The 17,305-nt window shown below is 32.7% G+C and carries 20 protein-coding genes; 13 read left to right on the forward strand and 7 right to left on the reverse strand.

Annotated elements, in window-relative coordinates; translation table 11 throughout:
• Window positions 1-465: 465 nt before the first annotated feature.
• The 9 genes from PQF96_RS19495 to PQF96_RS19535 all read left to right on the forward strand — a co-directional run bounded on the left by PQF96_RS19495 (window position 466) and on the right by PQF96_RS19535 (window position 7,176).
• Window positions 466-942: a TetR/AcrR family transcriptional regulator gene (locus PQF96_RS19495; RefSeq protein ID WP_333968113.1), complete on the forward strand. Its 477-nt coding sequence runs from the start codon at window positions 466-468 to the stop codon at window positions 940-942.
• A gap of 56 nt (window positions 943-998) precedes the next feature.
• A complete protein-coding gene (locus tag PQF96_RS19500) occupies window positions 999-1,949 on the forward strand; it encodes an alpha/beta fold hydrolase (protein ID WP_271767899.1) in 951 nt (316 codons plus the stop codon).
• Between the two features lie 53 nt (window positions 1,950-2,002).
• On the forward strand, window positions 2,003-2,191 hold the full coding sequence (locus PQF96_RS19505) for a hypothetical protein (protein ID WP_271767900.1): 189 nt from the start codon (window positions 2,003-2,005) through the stop codon (window positions 2,189-2,191).
• A gap of 7 nt (window positions 2,192-2,198) precedes the next feature.
• Window positions 2,199-3,212, forward strand: a complete 1,014-nt coding sequence (locus tag PQF96_RS19510) for an NAD(P)/FAD-dependent oxidoreductase (protein ID WP_271767901.1) — start codon at window positions 2,199-2,201, stop codon at window positions 3,210-3,212.
• A gap of 165 nt (window positions 3,213-3,377) precedes the next feature.
• Window positions 3,378-4,238: a helix-turn-helix domain-containing protein gene (locus tag PQF96_RS19515; RefSeq protein ID WP_271767902.1), complete on the forward strand. Its 861-nt coding sequence runs from the start codon at window positions 3,378-3,380 to the stop codon at window positions 4,236-4,238.
• Window positions 4,239-4,389: 151 nt separating this feature from the next.
• Window positions 4,390-5,241, forward strand: a complete 852-nt coding sequence (locus tag PQF96_RS19520) for an oxidoreductase (protein WP_333968114.1) — start codon at window positions 4,390-4,392, stop codon at window positions 5,239-5,241.
• Between the two features lie 101 nt (window positions 5,242-5,342).
• On the forward strand, window positions 5,343-6,245 hold the full coding sequence (locus PQF96_RS19525) for an SDR family NAD(P)-dependent oxidoreductase (protein WP_271767903.1): 903 nt from the start codon (window positions 5,343-5,345) through the stop codon (window positions 6,243-6,245).
• 95 nt (window positions 6,246-6,340) lie between these two features.
• Window positions 6,341-6,661 (forward strand): Atu4866 domain-containing protein, encoded by a 321-nt coding sequence (locus PQF96_RS19530; protein ID WP_271767904.1) that lies wholly within the window; start codon window positions 6,341-6,343, stop codon window positions 6,659-6,661.
• An 11-nt stretch (window positions 6,662-6,672) separates the two neighbouring features.
• Window positions 6,673-7,176: a nuclear transport factor 2 family protein gene (locus tag PQF96_RS19535; protein WP_271767905.1), complete on the forward strand. Its 504-nt coding sequence runs from the start codon at window positions 6,673-6,675 to the stop codon at window positions 7,174-7,176.
• 166 nt (window positions 7,177-7,342) lie between these two features.
• Here the strand turns inward: PQF96_RS19535 and PQF96_RS19540 are convergent, their stop codons facing one another.
• The 3 genes from PQF96_RS19540 to PQF96_RS19550 all read right to left on the reverse strand — a co-directional run bounded on the left by PQF96_RS19540 (window position 7,343) and on the right by PQF96_RS19550 (window position 9,542).
• A complete protein-coding gene (locus tag PQF96_RS19540) occupies window positions 7,343-8,206 on the reverse strand; it encodes an alpha/beta fold hydrolase (protein ID WP_271767906.1) in 864 nt (287 codons plus the stop codon).
• Between the two features lie 95 nt (window positions 8,207-8,301).
• Complete coding sequence (locus tag PQF96_RS19545; protein WP_271767907.1) at window positions 8,302-8,874, reverse strand: TetR/AcrR family transcriptional regulator; 573 nt, start codon at window positions 8,872-8,874, stop codon at window positions 8,302-8,304.
• A gap of 308 nt (window positions 8,875-9,182) precedes the next feature.
• The gene (locus PQF96_RS19550) at window positions 9,183-9,542 is read right to left on the reverse strand and encodes a hypothetical protein (protein ID WP_271767908.1); all 360 of its coding nucleotides are present in this window, start codon (window positions 9,540-9,542) and stop codon (window positions 9,183-9,185) included.
• Window positions 9,543-9,969: 427 nt separating this feature from the next.
• On the opposite strand from PQF96_RS19550, the gene PQF96_RS19555 reads away from it, so the two are divergent.
• A complete protein-coding gene (locus tag PQF96_RS19555) occupies window positions 9,970-10,821 on the forward strand; it encodes an alpha/beta hydrolase family protein (protein ID WP_271767909.1) in 852 nt (283 codons plus the stop codon).
• Between the two features lie 500 nt (window positions 10,822-11,321).
• On the opposite strand, the gene PQF96_RS19560 is transcribed toward PQF96_RS19555, so the two are convergent.
• The 4 genes from PQF96_RS19560 to PQF96_RS19575 are packed head-to-tail and all read right to left on the reverse strand — an operon-like array spanning window position 11,322 to window position 14,846.
• Window positions 11,322-12,320: an AlbA family DNA-binding domain-containing protein gene (locus PQF96_RS19560; protein WP_271767910.1), complete on the reverse strand. Its 999-nt coding sequence runs from the start codon at window positions 12,318-12,320 to the stop codon at window positions 11,322-11,324.
• Between the two features lie 60 nt (window positions 12,321-12,380).
• Entirely contained in the window at window positions 12,381-12,815 is a 435-nt protein-coding gene (locus tag PQF96_RS19565) for a hypothetical protein (protein WP_271767911.1), read from the reverse strand.
• The gene (locus tag PQF96_RS19570) at window positions 12,808-14,016 is read right to left on the reverse strand and encodes a nucleotidyltransferase domain-containing protein (protein ID WP_271767912.1); all 1,209 of its coding nucleotides are present in this window, start codon (window positions 14,014-14,016) and stop codon (window positions 12,808-12,810) included. The genes PQF96_RS19565 and PQF96_RS19570 overlap by 8 nt, the downstream gene beginning before the upstream one ends.
• A gap of 2 nt (window positions 14,017-14,018) precedes the next feature.
• A complete protein-coding gene (locus tag PQF96_RS19575) occupies window positions 14,019-14,846 on the reverse strand; it encodes an SMODS-associated NUDIX domain-containing protein (RefSeq protein ID WP_271767913.1) in 828 nt (275 codons plus the stop codon).
• Window positions 14,847-15,148: 302 nt separating this feature from the next.
• Here PQF96_RS19575 and PQF96_RS19580 point away from each other — a divergent pair, with 302 nt between their 5' ends.
• The 3 genes from PQF96_RS19580 to PQF96_RS19590 are packed head-to-tail and all read left to right on the forward strand — an operon-like array spanning window position 15,149 to window position 16,927.
• Window positions 15,149-15,733, forward strand: coding sequence for a hypothetical protein (locus tag PQF96_RS19580; protein ID WP_271767914.1), 585 nt, complete (start codon window positions 15,149-15,151; stop codon window positions 15,731-15,733).
• A complete protein-coding gene (locus tag PQF96_RS19585; RefSeq protein WP_271767915.1) occupies window positions 15,730-16,131 on the forward strand; it encodes a hypothetical protein in 402 nt (133 codons plus the stop codon). Before PQF96_RS19580 ends, PQF96_RS19585 begins: the two co-directional genes overlap by 4 nt.
• Window positions 16,115-16,927, forward strand: a complete 813-nt coding sequence (locus PQF96_RS19590; RefSeq protein WP_271767916.1) for an ImmA/IrrE family metallo-endopeptidase — start codon at window positions 16,115-16,117, stop codon at window positions 16,925-16,927. Before PQF96_RS19585 ends, PQF96_RS19590 begins: the two co-directional genes overlap by 17 nt.
• The last annotated feature ends 378 nt before the right edge of the window (window positions 16,928-17,305 follow it).

The raw sequence follows: 17,305 nt of genomic DNA on the forward strand, positions 1-17,305 counted from the left end.
GATTCGATATCTGTTCCCGCTACAATGCATAACCTCTTTATTATGAAGGGTTGATTTTTATTTATAGCCGTTTTTTCTTCTTAAAAATCTTAAAATTTAACGTTTATGTACAGATTTGATTAAAAAACAAGATAAGTGCATACACTTCAAACGGGAAAATTTAGAATTAAATGAGAGGTAGCAAAGTACAGCTTACTACAGAGGAAATAAAAATCAAATATGTCTAGGCCTTCGATGTACCGAAATTATTTAAATGTCGTTAATATTTGTGACAGGATTTTTTGGGAATGTAAGGAATTGACTAAGTGTGATAAGTTGAATTTTATCAATAATTTAATGTCACATATTTGTGACAATGTAAAAATTATTTTATTTTTGTATTATATGATATTAGAGACAAAATCTAGAATTATTGAATCTGCAATAAAAGTTTTCAATTCCGATTATTCGGCACCCCTTCAAAAGGTGGCTGACAATGCTAATATTACCCGAAGGACTTTGCATAGGTATTTTAAAGACCGTAATGAATTGGTTGCTGTTTGTGAGAGAGAAATGGAAGTAAGTTGCAAGAAAGCAATGATAGCTGCTATAAAAAGTTCTAACGACCCATTGATTCAGTTGGAAAATATGCTATACGCTGGTATTGATTGTGGTGCAAAGTATTCGTTTTTCTATAAACTTCATCAGCAAGATGGTCATAGCCATAATAAAAATAATAAAGATTGTGCTGACTATGATTTCATATATAACAGTTTTACGAACATCGTTAAAGAGTTGCAGAAAAGTGGTGTTGTCAATAAACAAATGACGGTTCAGTGGATTCAAAATTTACACGCTGGAATTATTAATAGTACAGTAAATGCGAATGATACTAGCAAATCATCAAAATCCAATATCAAAAATTTTGCCTGGAAATCATTTATAAAAGGAATTGCACCTTAAAAAAATTTACACTTATATGTCTCAAAATTGTGACATATAATTAATCTAAGATATGTATGAAAAAATCAATTTTAAATTTATCAGCAGTAGTTGTCTTTCTACTTCTTGCTATTCAATCAATAAATTCTCAAATCAAAGAAAACAACAATATAAGCGATAAGATTGCAAATTTCGACAGTCAACAAATTCACTACCTTCAATCTGGCTCTGGGACTAATGCTCTAGTTTTACTCCATGGTTGGCCAGAAAGTTCCTATATGTGGAAACATATAATACCTAAACTTTCAAAAGACAAGTCACTCACTATAATTGCGCCCGATTTAAGAGGTATAAATGGTTCAACCGCGCCTGAGGATAAATTTGATAAGGCTTCAATGGCTGGGGACATTAATAAACTTGTTGAACATCTGAACCTCGATAAGGTAATCGTGGTGGGACACGATATCGGTGGAATGGTAGCTTATGCTTATGCTCGATTATATCCCAAAAATATAGTTGGTCTAGGAATATTGGATGTACCCTTACCAGGTTTGGGTACGTGGGATGAATTGATAAAAACGGAACACGCTTGGCATTTTTTGTTTCACAACCAAAAACCACTTGCTGAAAATCTCGTCATCGGTAATCAAGAGGAATACTTCCGTTTTTTTATGCATGGTCATTCTGTAAATAAAAAGGCTATAGACAATAATGTTATTGAGGAACACGCTAGAGCCTACACTACCCGGGCAAGTCTAAAGGCTGGATTTGAATGGTATCGGGCATTTTCCGATGATGCCTTGTTTAATATTACACATACAGCTGTCATTGATTTTCCTGTATTGCTTGTTGGTGCCCAATACAGTATGGAAAGTTCTTTGCCAGAAATGAGAAAAAGTTTGGAATTAGTAGGGGTAAATTCTATAACTACTGCTACAGTGGCTGAGTCTGGACATTATATTGTTGAAGAAAAACCTGATGAAACGACCAAATTGATTATTGATTTTATTGCAAAAGTCAATAACTAATCTGTGTTTTTAATTAGTAGTAATAAGAGTTTTGATGTTAGAACACCATGATAATGAATGAATTAATAGATACAGTACAAACGTGTTCCATAAATCCAATGGATTTAAAACACTTAAAAATAGAAGTCCTAAATTCCAAATATACAGTGGTACTTACTGATTTAAATGGTGATGGAATTATAAAAGGGTATGGGGATTCTATCGAAGAAGCCATTAATGATTTACACCATAGCTTAATCTGAGAACACAATGGGAAACCGAAGAAAATTTATAAAACAAAGTTTATTTGCGTCAGCGGTAGTAATGCTACCCTTGCCGTTATCTGCTTTTAAAAAATTAGATATTATGACAAAAGAAACAAAATTTGATGTGCTGATTATAGGTGGTAGTTATGCAGGTCTTTCTGCAGCAATGGCTTTAGGAAGGTCACTTAGAAACGTTCTTATCATCGATGCGGGAAGTCCTTGCAACGAGCAAACTCCATATTCCCATAACTTTATTACGCAAGATGGCGCTGCCCCCGCATCTATTTCCGCAAAAGCAAAAGAACAGGTTTTGGAATATCCAACGGTACAATTTTTAAAGGATTTTGCAGTACAAGGAAAAAAAACGAAAGATAGTTTTGAAATTATAACGCAATCCGGTCAATCTTTTCAGGGTAGAAAACTTGTCTTCGCTACTGGTATAAAGGATATTCTACCCAAAATAGATGGTTTTGCTGAATGCTGGGGAATCACCGCAGTACATTGTCCTTATTGCCACGGCTATGAAGTACGAAAGGTAAAAACAGGGATCCTCGCAAATGGGGACGGTGCTTTTGAAACAGCAAAGTTGATTTCAAACTGGACGGACGAGCTATCCGTTTACACCAACGGAAAATCCGAACTGAGTGAGGACCAAGTTAATGAACTCAACCAAAACAACATCGTCGTAATTGAAAAGCCTATTACTTCTATTGAGCATACAAAAGGCCATATTGAAAAACTAAAATTCAGTGATGGTACTTCGGAAACCCTAAAGGCGCTTTATGCGCGAGTACCTTTTGAGCAGCATTCGGTTATACCTTCGAAATTAGGATGTCAAATCAATGAGCAAGGGTTTATCGAAGTGGATATGTTCCAAAAAACATCGGTTCCTGGTGTGTTCGCCTGTGGGGATAACACGACTTTTATACGTTCGGTTGCCCAAGCGGTATACGCTGGAAATCTTTCGGGAGGTGTTTCTAATATGGAAATGATACAGGAAGATTGGATAGGCGATTAATATTAGAATAAATAGTTTGTAGTAATGGATTAATTATCAGTAACCGATTTTAAATCCGTTTTATCACTACTTTTTTAAATCGGTTTGAAATATATAAGTAACAATCTCTAATTTTGTAAAAAAAGGGATATGGAAAATTTGACCGAATTTTATAAGAACAAAGGATTGGCAACGGACAGGTTTCAACCTTCAGGAATCGGGCATTTTAATGTATTTGACCTCGAAAAAAGTTTAAGTCCAAATGCCAAGCCTGTTAGTTACACGAGAAGAGACTTCTATAAAATTACATTGATACGTGGCAAACATACCTTTCATTATGCCGATAGAAGTATTGAGACTAATGGAAGCACGCTGATGTTCTTTAATCCGCAAGTGCCTTATTCCTTTGTGCAAGGTAGTGGGGAATGCTCAGGAAGCTTTTTGATTTTTAAAGAGGAATTTCTTTTGAATTCTATACACGAAAGTCCATCGAATCTGCCAGTTTTTAGCATTGATGGGCATCCCAATTTTGAATTGACAAGAGAACAAGATAATTATATAAGTCAGGTTTTTGAGCAAATTATAACAGAAATAGACTCTACATACCACTATAAATATGAAGTAATAAAGAGTAAGGTTTCAGATATCATCCATTACGCCCTAAAATTACAACCTACCAGAATAAGAGCCACCAAATTAGATGCGAGCACTCGAATAACAATCATCTTTAAAGAAGCCTTAGAACGTCAGTTTCCAGTAGAGTCAACGAATTATTGCATCACTGAAAAAACCCCAAGCGACTTCGCAGAGCGACTTTCGATTCACGTAAATTCGTTGAATCGGGCGGTTAAAAAAACAACAGGTAAAACTACGACACAACTTATCACAGAACGTATTGTTTCCGAAGCTCATATTTTACTTCGACTAACAGATTGGTCAATTTCCGAGATAGCCTATTCGTTAGGTTTTGATGAACCTGCTCATTTTACCACATTTTTTAAGAAGCAGACTGCTACAACGCCTACGTCCATTCGTCAGGCAGTTTAAATCAAAAGTAACTTTTAGGTTTCTGCGAAAGCTTAAATTCCACACCATTGTTTGAAATCTATAAGTGTTGGTTTGATTGACATACGAGAATAGGCGCTTGGCCACCGTAATTTTGTTTGAGACAAAAAGTATTAATCTTAAATAAATAATTATGAGTAAAGTATGGTTCATTACAGGTGCATCAAAAGGATTAGGTTTAAATCTGGTTGAGAAATTACTGAAATCTGGACATAAAGTTGCGGCAACTTCAAGAAATAAAAAGCAACTAACCGAAAAAGTTTCTGAAAAGAGCGATAATTTTTTACCGTTATCAATGGATTTAACCGATGAAAATGATGTAAAAAGCACCATTGACAAAGCGTTAAGCTATTTCGGGGAAATAGACGTTGTAGTCAACAATGCCGGCTATGGATTGGGCGGTGCTATTGAAGAATTACAGCACAAAGAAGTACATCAGAATTTCGACGTAAATGTCTACGGTTCTCTGCACGTAATCAGGAATGTACTTCCTAGTATGCGAGAAAGGGGTTCTGGACATATAATGAACATCGCGTCCATAGGTGGGTTCGTAGCAACGTTCCCTGGATATGGTATTTATTGCGCAACAAAATTTGCAGTACAAGGTTTCAGCGAGGCTTTAGAAGCCGAAGTGAAGCCCCTGGGTATTAGTGTGACTTGTGTTTCCCCCGGATATTTTAGAACGGAATTCCTCAGTAGCGATTCAATGCAAACGGGGGAACGTACTATCGATGTTTATGAATCCGCAAGAGAAACGGTTAGGGTTCACGCTCAGGATATTCACGGCAATCAAGCTGGCGACCCAGCAAAGGCAGCCGATGTATTTATAGAACTTTCAAAGATGGATAATCCACCGATACATCTCTATCTAGGTAGTGACGCTTATGAGTTTGTAAATCAAAAAATAGCTAGTCTTCAGGAAATGATGGAGGTTCATAAATCGCTTGGTGTTTCTACAGATTATGAAAATGTAAATGCTTCTTAATCCTATGATCTTGAGAAGAGCTATTTCGTAAAAGATGATATGTCTTTTGAAATAGCTCTTTTTCTCTTCAGAAGAAATAAATAACATTAAAAAAATAAAAAATGGAAACCAGTAATAAAACAGTATTGATAACAGGTGCGGGTTCTGGTATTGGACTTTCTACCTCAAAACGATTAGTAAAAGAAGGGTTTACGGTTTGGGCAGGAATTAGAGATCCCAAGACGCGTAATATCAAAAAATCGGCAGCAATACAGGACTATGCAAATAGTGTAGGTGCCAAAGTACATATAGTAGATTTGGATATTGTTAAGGAAGAATCCTGTAAAGAAGCGGTTGAAAAAATCATAACGAAAAATGGTAAACTGGATATTCTCATTCATAACGCTGCACATTTATATGTTGGATTCGCTGAAGCGTTTACGCCAGAGCAATACATGAATTCATTGAATGTCAACTTTTTGGGCACACACATCCTAAACCGTGTAGTTTTGCCATATATGCGAGAAAGACGTGATGGATTATTACTATATATAGGAAGTGGTGTTACGGCGATAACTGCGCCATTTGTAACGCCTTATGTGGTAGGAAAAACAGCTCAGGCAGTACTTGCAGAAAGTTTGTCTTTCGAGCTTAATCCTTTCGGCATTGAGTCAAGTATACTAATGCCAGGTCTTTTCATTGACGGGACTTCACACTTTGAAACTGCCGAATTTCCAAAAGATTCATCTCTGGATGAACCGTATGCAAAACTTAAGAAAGATTTTGATGCCTATGAACAAGGGTTTCGAAACTTGTTTCGCAATGAAAACGCACCCATTGAAGGTGTAGCGGATAAAATTTTGGAAATCATTAGAATGCCAAAAGGAAGCCGTCCTTTGAGACCGACAATCGATTATTCGGATTATGTGGCTGAGCCTGCAAATGCAACACGAGATGCTTTGACAAAACGCGTTTACAAAATTATGGGATACTCGCACCTGATGGATGTCAACCTAGAGAGTTAATAAGCATTAGTACTTCTAAAGCAATTTAGTAGAATAAATTAAAACGGAATAAAATGGATTTTAGCAAAATAGCGATTATGGGTCTTTTAATAACAATGACAACCTTTACTGAATGTAAAAGCCAAGATAAAGAAGCAATAAAGAATGAAGAGATGGAAACTAAGAAAACAATAGAAGAAACAAAAGAATATATAGGGATGTGGGTAACGGAAGATAATCACGTACGCCACAACTTATTACCTAATGGACGCTATGATGAAGCTCGTGGCCATACAGAAAGTGCCTACCAAGGTAAATATTGGGTAAAGGGAAACCATATCGAGTATAAGGATGATACAGGCTTTACTGCAGATGGGGATTTTAAGGATGGTATACTCTATCACGGTGGAATGATATTATATAAAAGAGAAGATTAAAATTGTAAACTATGAACATTAAAGCAATTGTAATAATAATGGTGCTAGCTCTTTTTTCTTGCAAAGAAAGAAGAACAAACACTATAGAAAAAACAAATAAAAATACCGTGACAGAGAATATGGAATCAAAAAATCACAGCATAGTTCAAAAAGCAGTCGAGGATTGGATTTCGGGCAAAGGTAGCTTCTTTGACTTACTGGATGAAGATATGATTTGGCGAGTTACTGGTAATGCCCCTTATTCTGGCATCTATAAAGGCAAAAAGGAATTTATGGATAAAGCCGTTATACCTATTAATGAATTTCTATCCACTGCTCTAGAGCCTGAACTTATAGACATTAATGCATCCGAAGACATTGTATGGTTTCAATGGAAAGGTAGGGCAAAGGCTGTTGACGGGAATGACTATATCAATGAATATGCCTGGAAATTAAAACTAAATGATGATGGTAAAATTGTAAATGTTGACGCTTTTTTAGATACATATGCTTTGGCTAAACTGGTAGAATTATGATCACCAAGGCAAATAGTATATCTTGATCTTTAATAAATAAATGTCAAGATATACTATTGTTTATAAAAAGAGAAATCCAAACTATGAACACCTACACTAGACTAGATTGTTAGATCTAATTCTATGATCACTACAAAGATTTAACTTAGCCTAAATAATTCCAATATTATTCGTTTTTTACTATTTCAGTAAAAAGCTTTTCAAGCAAAGTATTTAATTTTTCTGGACTCTCAATCATCGGATAGTGACAAGTACCTTCTATAATATGCAATTCATAATTATCAGTAAGATATTTTTTAAGGCTTTCTTCGTTTGTAGGTGCATAGTTCACGTGAATGGAATATAACTTTAATTCTAGCTCTTTTAAGAGTTCTGCTTCACGCCGTGGATAACTGAAACCATACTCAAGTAGGGGAATGCCTATTTCGGGATTCATTTCTTTATAATCCGCCAATAATCGTGAAACGATTCCAGAGTCTGTTGCTTCGCTTAACAATGCCTGTTTTGCAAATTGCTGACAAGTATTCTCAAAGTCGGCGTTCAACCCTTGGACTATTTGATCGACGACCTCCTTGGGTAATTCCATACCCACGTTTTTCATATGGTCGATTTCAATTAAACCAATAATATCGGTATCATTGATAGCAACGGTCTCGAGCATAACGTCCGAACCGAAAGAGTGTCCTATAATTATCACATTTTTTATAGCCAATTCTTGAATGAATTTGCTGATGTCCTTTCCAAATCTCGGACCCGTCCAATCTTCTTTATTATGAGTAGATTTTCCGTGACCAGGCAAATCAATTACTATAACCCGATAGTTTTTCGAGAAATAGGATAATTGTTCGTTCCAATATTCCTTATTGATGAATGCGCCGTGAAGAAATAACAATGTTGTATTTCCTTTCTCATTGTCAAAATACGCAAGGCTTTCTCCATTGATATTAATTTTCTTTGTTTTGTCCATAGTGAAACTATTTTTTTGATGTTCGTGGGTTTTTGATTTTGAAGTTTGTGTATATGCTTGCATAAAAATTATGGGTATGATTAGGTTCAGTATGATTAGTTTCAATTTCATAATCTATTATTTTATGAATATTTATTCATTTTATAGTTAAATTTTTTTTATTTCTTTATAGCATCCCAACATAGAGAGAACGATTCATCAATAGATTTTTCGCTGAGATGACCATTGCAATCATTGACTATATGGGTCGAAAAGCTTCTTACAAAACCAATTATCAATGCAATGAGCATATCACTATTGGCATCCTTAATCAAATTTTCTGATTTCCCTTGTTCCAATATCTGTTTCAAGTAGTTTTTAAATCCAGTATCTATTTCCTTGTTGGACTCTGAAATGTATGGTGAAATAACGAATTGTTCTAAAAAAATTATTCTTAGATTGTTATCAACCAAACGTTCTAGAGCAATTTTCCACATCTTATATAGTTGGATGTTAATTGCAAGATGGCTAATATCATTAATAATTGCGGGAGCACTTTCTTTCTGTAACTTGAAATATAAAGCATTTAGTAGCTCTTCTTTATTTTCAAAATAGATGTAAAGTGTACCGGTGGCCATTGATGCTTCTTTCGCAATATTGGACATTTTTAAACCTGCAATCCCAACTTTTCCTGTAAGCCGAAGGGTTGCATCAAAAATTTGATCAAGACGTTTTGTTTTGGTATCAGACATAAATCAAAATTATGAATAAATATTCATTACACAAATTTTTACAACAGTTTATGTGTTTTTATTAATATAAATTGTTAATGAAGAATTGGAACTCTATTGTATTAATAACATAAATTTTTATAGTTATACTATTTTAACTGAGTGTAACCTGACTTAATATGAGAAGAATTTAATATTTAGAGGTATACAGGTCACTGATAAACTAAGATAAAACTGTCACCTTTTCATTTATAAACAACTCTTAGGTATAATCTTCCAAGATTTGATTGATAAAACTTATTTGTTTTATCGAACCGTATTGTTACTTATTAAAATGGAGCATTTTCATTAACTATAGATAATAACCACTCTATATCATTTACAAGAATGTCTTTAATATCAACAAATTTAATACGTTTGGCGTGTTTACCTTTACCGCTGAATTTCAATCTTTCGTGATTAATTTCATTTACATGATGTACATAAAGCATACAAGATTCATCATTCCCCTCCTGAATCCCGCATAACACGTTATTTTTTCCATTTCTTGAAAAAAGAACTAATTTTACTTTTGCTCCGCCAACAATATTACCCTCTACATTTCCAAAATAGGATTCAATAATTGTCTTTAATTTATTTCCCATTTCTTTGGCTTTGGGGCTTTTGAATATCTCATTAAAATTTTCCATTTTACTTATTTGGTTTTGTTTATAAATTTACTAGAATAGCTTCACTTTGATCTGTTTCTTGGCCGTTATTTAACCGAAGAGCGCATCCAACAACTACTCCTAAGCAAAGTTTATTAGTTCTACAGTTTATTTTAAAAGTTTTATAACAAAATGCTTCTTTAAAAAAGAGTAATGCAACACTTACTATACGAGCCAGCCTGTGCTGAGCGTAGTCGAAGTAGCAGGAGGGGAGTGTAATGTGTGTGGAATGGCGAACTTATCTAAATATTCAATTTCTGTTTTGTCTTTTCAATATGTTCAGGAACACTTCCTATGAATAATTCAGTAATTAAAAACTTGATGCCTTTGACTGGACCTAACAGTGTAATAATTGCTATAAAATAAGTACTTTTATAAATAAATAGTACAAATCTATACCCCATATACAGTGAGCACTCAAGAATTAAAAATTTCAACAAAAGACGGGTACAAAATATCTATTATAGTACGCGAACCAAACAATAAACGGAAAGGGGTTGTGCAGATTCAAGGCGGAATTGGATTATCACAAGAATTGTATTCAAATTTTGCAACTTATGTTACCCAAAACGGATATACAACAGTTACATTTGACTATAGAGGGATAGGGAAATCAAAACCTGCTAACCTAAAAGGGTTTAAAGCTGATATTATTGATTGGGGCGAATTAGATATGGCAGGTGTTTTTGATTGGGTCGTGAAAAAGTATCCTAGCGATAAAAAAATTATGATTGCACACAGTATTGGTGGGGCTTTAGTAGGCTTGATGGAAAATAATGTTAGAATCGACCAATTATTTTTAATTGCTTCCTCAACGGCATATTGGAAAGATATGAGTAAGCCTTATAGGTGGGTTATGCCTCCTGTTTGGAGTTTTTTTATACTAATACACTCTTTTATTTTTGGATATGTTAAAATGAAAAAGTTCAAATTAGGGGAAGATGTTCCTAAGGGAGTTGCTTTGAGATGGTGGAAATGGAGTAAGAATAAAAATTATTTTCAAGATGATTTAAAAAAATCTAAAAAACTACACCGTTATGATCAAATTAAAATTCCATTAACATCAATTCAAATTTCTGATGACCCAATAGCCAATAAAATAACATCTAATAAATTGCTTAAATATTATGAGAATGCTCAAATTAAAATTTGTGAGATTACGCCTAAACAGTTAGAGGTCGCTAAAATTGGACATGTTGGTTTTTTCTCTCGAAAATTTAAAAAAACATTGTGGAGTGATTTGCTACTTGAAATGGAATAAAATATACTTAGCAGTATGTTTCAGCAATAGTTTTTCTAGAATTATGATGACCCAAGTAGCTACGATTACTATGAAATAGAATTATCCTGAGATATTTTACACGAGTTTTAAGAATTGATTTTATGATCAATTCTTAAAATCTGCGGGTTGATGTGGATGTGAACATTATAGCTACTAATAATAAACTTGCGTGCGTAAAACGGCTTTTACATAAATGCTAACGATATAGACCTAAAGGCGCTATATCTGCATCTATGTAAAATAGAACAGAAAAAGTTCTATTTGCCGTTTTACTCATATATTATATTTGTACTATAATGTACTTGCGTTATGTCACTTTGCTTTGGGAAAAGCAAAGTTTATCTACACTAAAGCTTCTTAAAAGTTTTCTTCCTCAAATGTTGTTTTAAAAAGAGTAATGCAACACTTATTGCCTGTTCGACGTGTCCCCTGAGCTTGTCGAAGGGATAGGAGAGTAGGGGAATGTGTGTGGAATGGTATTACAAATCTAAAAGTTCATTTATTTGATCTTCTGCTGTTTTATTGTTAGCGTCTGAAGGAAGAGAGTTTTCTTTTTTTTCAATTAAAAAAGTATTTTCATCTTCTACGTTTCCTAGCGTTAAATTTGCAAGAGAATATTTATATGACGAAACTTTAGATGGAGATTTTTCTCCACCAAAATTCAACATTATTTGTACTTCATTATTTCGCTGAATCAATTGTTGCGAAGTTATTATTAAGTTAAATTCGGACATACTAGGTCTACCATTACTCAATATATTTAAACCAGGACTATGATAATTCCCAGCAAATTGTTCATTATTGACAATGATAACACCTGGAGATGCAACTACTCTTATAAAAACATTTAAATCATTATTGAATGGAGACGTATTAAATATAAGTTTTCTGAATCTTAATGAAATTCTATGACCATCTAGATTTTCTATATTTTTTAATCTTAAATGCCCTTTAATAATTGGGAAATCCACACTTTTCATCATTGCACTAATTAGGTAGTGAGGAGCAACTTTAGTCTGTCCATCTAAGCGGATATAATATTTATCTTTAAATTGGTGCGGCTTGAAATCACTTTTTTCTACTTCAATTACAAATATTGAATCATTGTTAGCGTCATTAATTTGCTGAACTCTTATACCAATTGCAAGCGGAGTGATTAAACCAGTAACTTTGTTAATAAATCGGTCCCTATCTAAAATTGTGGTAAATGGTGTTAATGCTCCCTCAGCCGTTGTGTTCCCTTGAGCATTCCGTCCTTCAACAGGAGCTCCCCAAATAATAATTCCGCCTTCAGAATTCAACAACCCACAAATAGCTTTGAATACAGAATTCTCTTTCTCTGCTGCATTGCCTTGAGCGGGGTATGATTTAAATTCTAAATTTAATGTTTCTTCCTTTTCTGTGTCAAAGAATTGAACTAGATCATTATAATCTAAATCATATAGATCTTTACCGAATTGAATTTGAGAATATTTCATAATATTATTTTAAGTTAATTGTGATGATTTTATATTAGATTCTAATTTATGAATGATTTATTAATGTTTAAATTCTTTATCTAACCAAACACCGTATTTTAACCATAACTCATAAGTAACAAGCCATTTTGAAATCCAAGGGACTACATCAACAAAATTAAATGGGATAAATGGAGAAAAGTCGCTTGGATGATACAAGCAAAGACTATTATTATTATATAAATGAGGTACCTTTCCGAACTTTATCTTTTCATCTCGTACAAAAATATTTTCTTTCCTATCTTTTTTATTTGGATCATACTCAAAAATTATATCATAAGTATTTTTGCAACCTTTTGGCTTTATTTTACCAGTTCCTATTAGTTTACCATCCTTTACAAAAGACTTAACCCAATCAAAGTTATCTTCAATTAATTTTTGTTGAATATATGCACTAATAAAGTCTTTTAATATGTTTGGGTGTCTATATTTCTTGCTCAAATCAATTCTATTCAATACCACCAAAATTTCTATTCTCTTTACTTTTATAACCTTCAGTACTATTGATATTCCCAGATCTATCTACAAATGTATTACCAGACATAATTGTTACACCGGCTGATTCTAGTTGATTCTCCTCATTTTTCGCTATCTCTTTCAATTGTTCTGTTAAAACTCCTTTAATTCTATCACTACCAAACAATTCTTCAGCAACTCCAAAATTCCCGTTTTTAAGTTTCTCCCATTTCTCCTTATAACTCTTTGCAAAAGCTATAAATTGGGTGTAGTATTCTTTTTCATTATCCCATTTATCGGTAAAATCTTCATCAGAATTAACAGGATTTAAAACCTTTATTCTTTTATAGACACCTTGACTTTCAAACAAATATTGATAATCTGTATATTGGGTTACAATCTTATTTAGTACATTATCAATAGTTTGATAAATAGAGGACTCACCTTCGTATAATTGACCAAAAATTGTGGTTAGAACAATACTTGATGTTTTATAATCAGGGTTCTTTTCAAAGTAAATATCTCTATATCTTTTAGTTAGTTGTACAGCTCTTTTAAGCGGTTCTTTCCTATATGTGTCCTCATTAGGTAAATCTTCTTGCTCTGCCTTTGCTTCATTCAATGCGGAAAATGTTCTAAATGCTTTATTAAGATTTGAAATTACTACAGTTTCAGCTTTTTGAGTAAACCAATTCACGTAACCTTTTGGATTTGAAGACGTCCAAGAACTTAATTCTCTATCAGGAACCATAATCTTACTATCTCCAGAAACTACAATACAACCAGGAAGTATGTCCATATGAAAATCACCAACATAATTAATTCTAGCACACCTATTTTTAGGCACTAATTTTTCTTTGTAGATATCATTATTACTCAAAACCCTTATTAAGTGATTATAAATTTCTGATGAAGAATAGTTATAATAAGGATCTCTAATTTCAACAGTAATATCCAAATCAAATTCCTCTTTGCCTCTTGGTTTTACCGTAGTACCAATAGCTTTTGATCCTTGTGGATATACTAAAAAATCAACTTTAGAAAAAAACACTTCATCCTTCTCTAATATATCATATATAGCATTGTAAGCTGATTCCATTCTTTGCTTTCTAGTGTCATCTAGCTCCAGCGAGACTGCAATTCGAGTTAAAATATCTTCTCTTTGAAGATTATTTTCGTGTAAATATTGTTGTAAATTCATTTTTATTTAATGTGTTTAGCGTGTTGACCAATTCTTGTTTTACTATTATTAAAGCACTCCTTACTAATTTCATCTTCGGTTACAAAAGCATATTTTTTTGTAAATATTTTTTTCTGTTCAAGACTTATTAATTCATTGAGTTGAGCATCATTTAATTCAATATTAAAAATGTTGTAAACTAAGGAGTGGTAACTTTCGTTGTTAAACCTTGTCTGTTTAGATAATAGGTTTTCTCTTGAGTATAAATATTCAGCTCTAATAGATTTAAAGTTTTCATTACTTAAAATGTTATTGTCTATTAATTCTTCTCTGAACTCTCGCCATACTCCAATTTCTCTATCTTTTCCTGATCTAAACCATTTCAAAACATCTGGTAAATGCTTTGCTTTAATAAAAAACCTTAAATCTCTTGGGTTTTTTGTATCTGCTTTTTTCAATGCATTCCATTCTTTATATATGTCTTTATTGCCTACCAATTTATAAACTCCACCTACCGGTTGATACTGATTTATTTTACTCCCTTTGACTAATAAATATCGTTCAGATCCTGGCAATTTTATTCTTATCAAATAGCTTAATGACACGTAAACAATTTTATTAGGAACAAAGAGCCAGCATTTAATTGCTAACCAAAAGTATTTACCATTATTTTTAACTATTTCATATATACCTACGATTGCCGTCATTATAAAGCCTATAGCTGTGGTAACTAGAATTTCTTTATGAAAATCTGAGACATTTTCCAAGATGAAGTATCTATAAACCAGATAGCTTATAGACACCAGTATTGCAAAAAAGTAACCCAAAAACCTATATTTTATACTTCTCATTTATTCTTTGATTCATTAGTTACTCCTTTAAATTTTCCTCCTGTAGTTTTTACATCCATAAATCTTCCAGTTTCCGTATTTCTTTTTACAAATAAATTAGTTTTTGGATTTAATTTGTGAACGCTTCTTTACAGCTCCTTTTCTTGCATTGTCTCCAACGGGTTTATTTTTAGCCATTTTTTTTATTTTTTTGAATTAATATTTAGTGCTCTATAAGTTATATGCTCATAATATTTCATAATTTGCCATGTATATGGAAAAAAATTAAAATCTATGAGCATATAATAAATAGAAGCGCTTCTATGTTAAAAATTAACAACGAAATATCTGAAGTCCTTAAAAATTGTGATATAGATAGCTTGATAAGAAGAATGCAAGCCTTTACTATTAGCAAATTAGGATATAATAAAAAAAACTATGATGGACTAGAACCATTAGACTTTGTGTTCGCTGTGTTTGAAAAAGCTCTATCTGGTGTTAGAAATTGGGATAAAAGTAAAATTGATTTTGAAGGATTCGTTTTTGGATCACTTAAAAGCGATATTTCTGCTTCAATTGAAAAGCGAGAAAGACGTAAAAACACTCCTGATGAAGAAATCATTGATGAATCGTATATCTTAGATATTCCCGTAATTCCAGATGAAGTTAGTTTTGTTGATACAACTACGCAAAAAATAGATTACAAAACCGAAAAACAGGACTTTTTAAATAAACTAAAAGTTTCAGGAGCAACTGACCTCGAAATATTAATCTTTGAGTGTTGGTGTGATGAAATATTCAAACCTCAAGAAATTGCTGATTTTCTTGAGCTAGATGTTACCACCATTTACAATGCCTTAAAACGTTTACAAAAAAGGCGTAAAAACATTTTACAAAAAAAATCATGAGTAAGTTAAAGAATAACATAGATAAAGGCATCACAGAATTTTATTTAAATCTAGATGTTGATATTATTAAAGAATCTTTAAAAGATGATGGAGTAGATGTATCAAAAGAAGATGAGAAAATATCTAAATTCTCAAAAAGAATTAAGTTTATGAATAAAGCCATCATAGTAAAAGAAAAAACAGATAATTTATTAGACACTATTGTATCTAAATTTCAAGAAGCTATTGAAAAGAATATTGATAAACCAATAGCTTCATTAAAAAAATTAATTGAAGATAAAGAGCTTTCAGTTCAATTCAGAAATTTAGATAAGTTGACAGAAGAAGAAATAAAGGAAATAATTAAAGGTAAAAATTTAGTGGATTTGATGGATGAATTAGATGGAGAAATTGATTAGATACACAAAAGGTTCTGCTTATGCTAGGGATTTATTAATTGATAATGGATTTGATGATTTAATTGATTTCCCGTTAGATTTATTTGCTAGCGGTTTAGGAGCTACAATTGTTCACAAACCAATGGTTAATTCTGATGGGCGTATTATTTTCGGTAAGAAAAACACAATTATTGAAATTAATAATAATATTTCTTTTGAAGAGAAAAGGCGATTTACGATTGCTCATGAAATTGGCCATTTAGTAATGCATAAGGGAATTGATATACATAATGATAATGAGGCTACCATGTCTTGGTTTGATAATAAGGAGAAACAAGCTCGAAATGGTAGAGTAGAGTATGAGGCAAACCAATTTGCATCTGAACTCTTAATGCCAAGTTTGATTTTCAAAGACAAGCAAAAGGGGAAAAAATTTTCACCTCAATTATTGAGAGAACTATCAAGTTATTTTAAAACTAGTTTAACGTCAGTTGCATTTAAGTATTTAGAATTAGGTGATCATCCAATTTGTTTATTCCATTCTTATAATAAAACAGTAAAATATTGGATGAGAAATGACGATTTCCCGCACTATATTACTGATTACACTAAATTATCACCACCTGAAGATTCTGTGGCAATGGAATTTTTTGAAAAAGGTAAAATTCATACGAAGGAAAAATCCAAGCAACCTATATGGAAATCTACCTGGTTAGAATTAAAAAAGTGGGAGAATGATAATGATTTTAATTTTTATGAATTTTGTATTGTTACACCAATATTTAACACTGTTATTAGTATTGTATGGGAAGAATAATCTTTTAACATTATGTAAAATAGAATCTAAAAGCTTAAAAACGGCCTCAGAAAACTTTGGCATAAACAATAGGCAAAGGAGCGTCCATATTTTAGAGATCAAGTACTAAGGTTTAATCAAGGCTATGCAAATTCATTCTAGTTCTAAGCAATCTTATGAGTTAGAATGTTTTCTAAAATATAGCGACTGCGCTCCAGCGCACCAGCTGGCTCTTGCATAATAAGGCCTCCCAGACCTTATTATTTAAGCCCTGTTTCCAAAGTTTTGTGCAGCCTTGATACTTCGGCAAGCTCAGCACAGGTTTTTTTGTTCTTTTGTCATTTACCCTGAGAGTTTATCGAAGGGTCAAGACAAAAAGAAATGCAAACCCTCAAAATG

Origin of the sequence: Aquimarina algiphila, assembly GCF_947494415.1 — a bacterium.
In the GTDB taxonomy this organism is placed as follows: domain Bacteria; phylum Bacteroidota; class Bacteroidia; order Flavobacteriales; family Flavobacteriaceae; genus Aquimarina; species Aquimarina algiphila.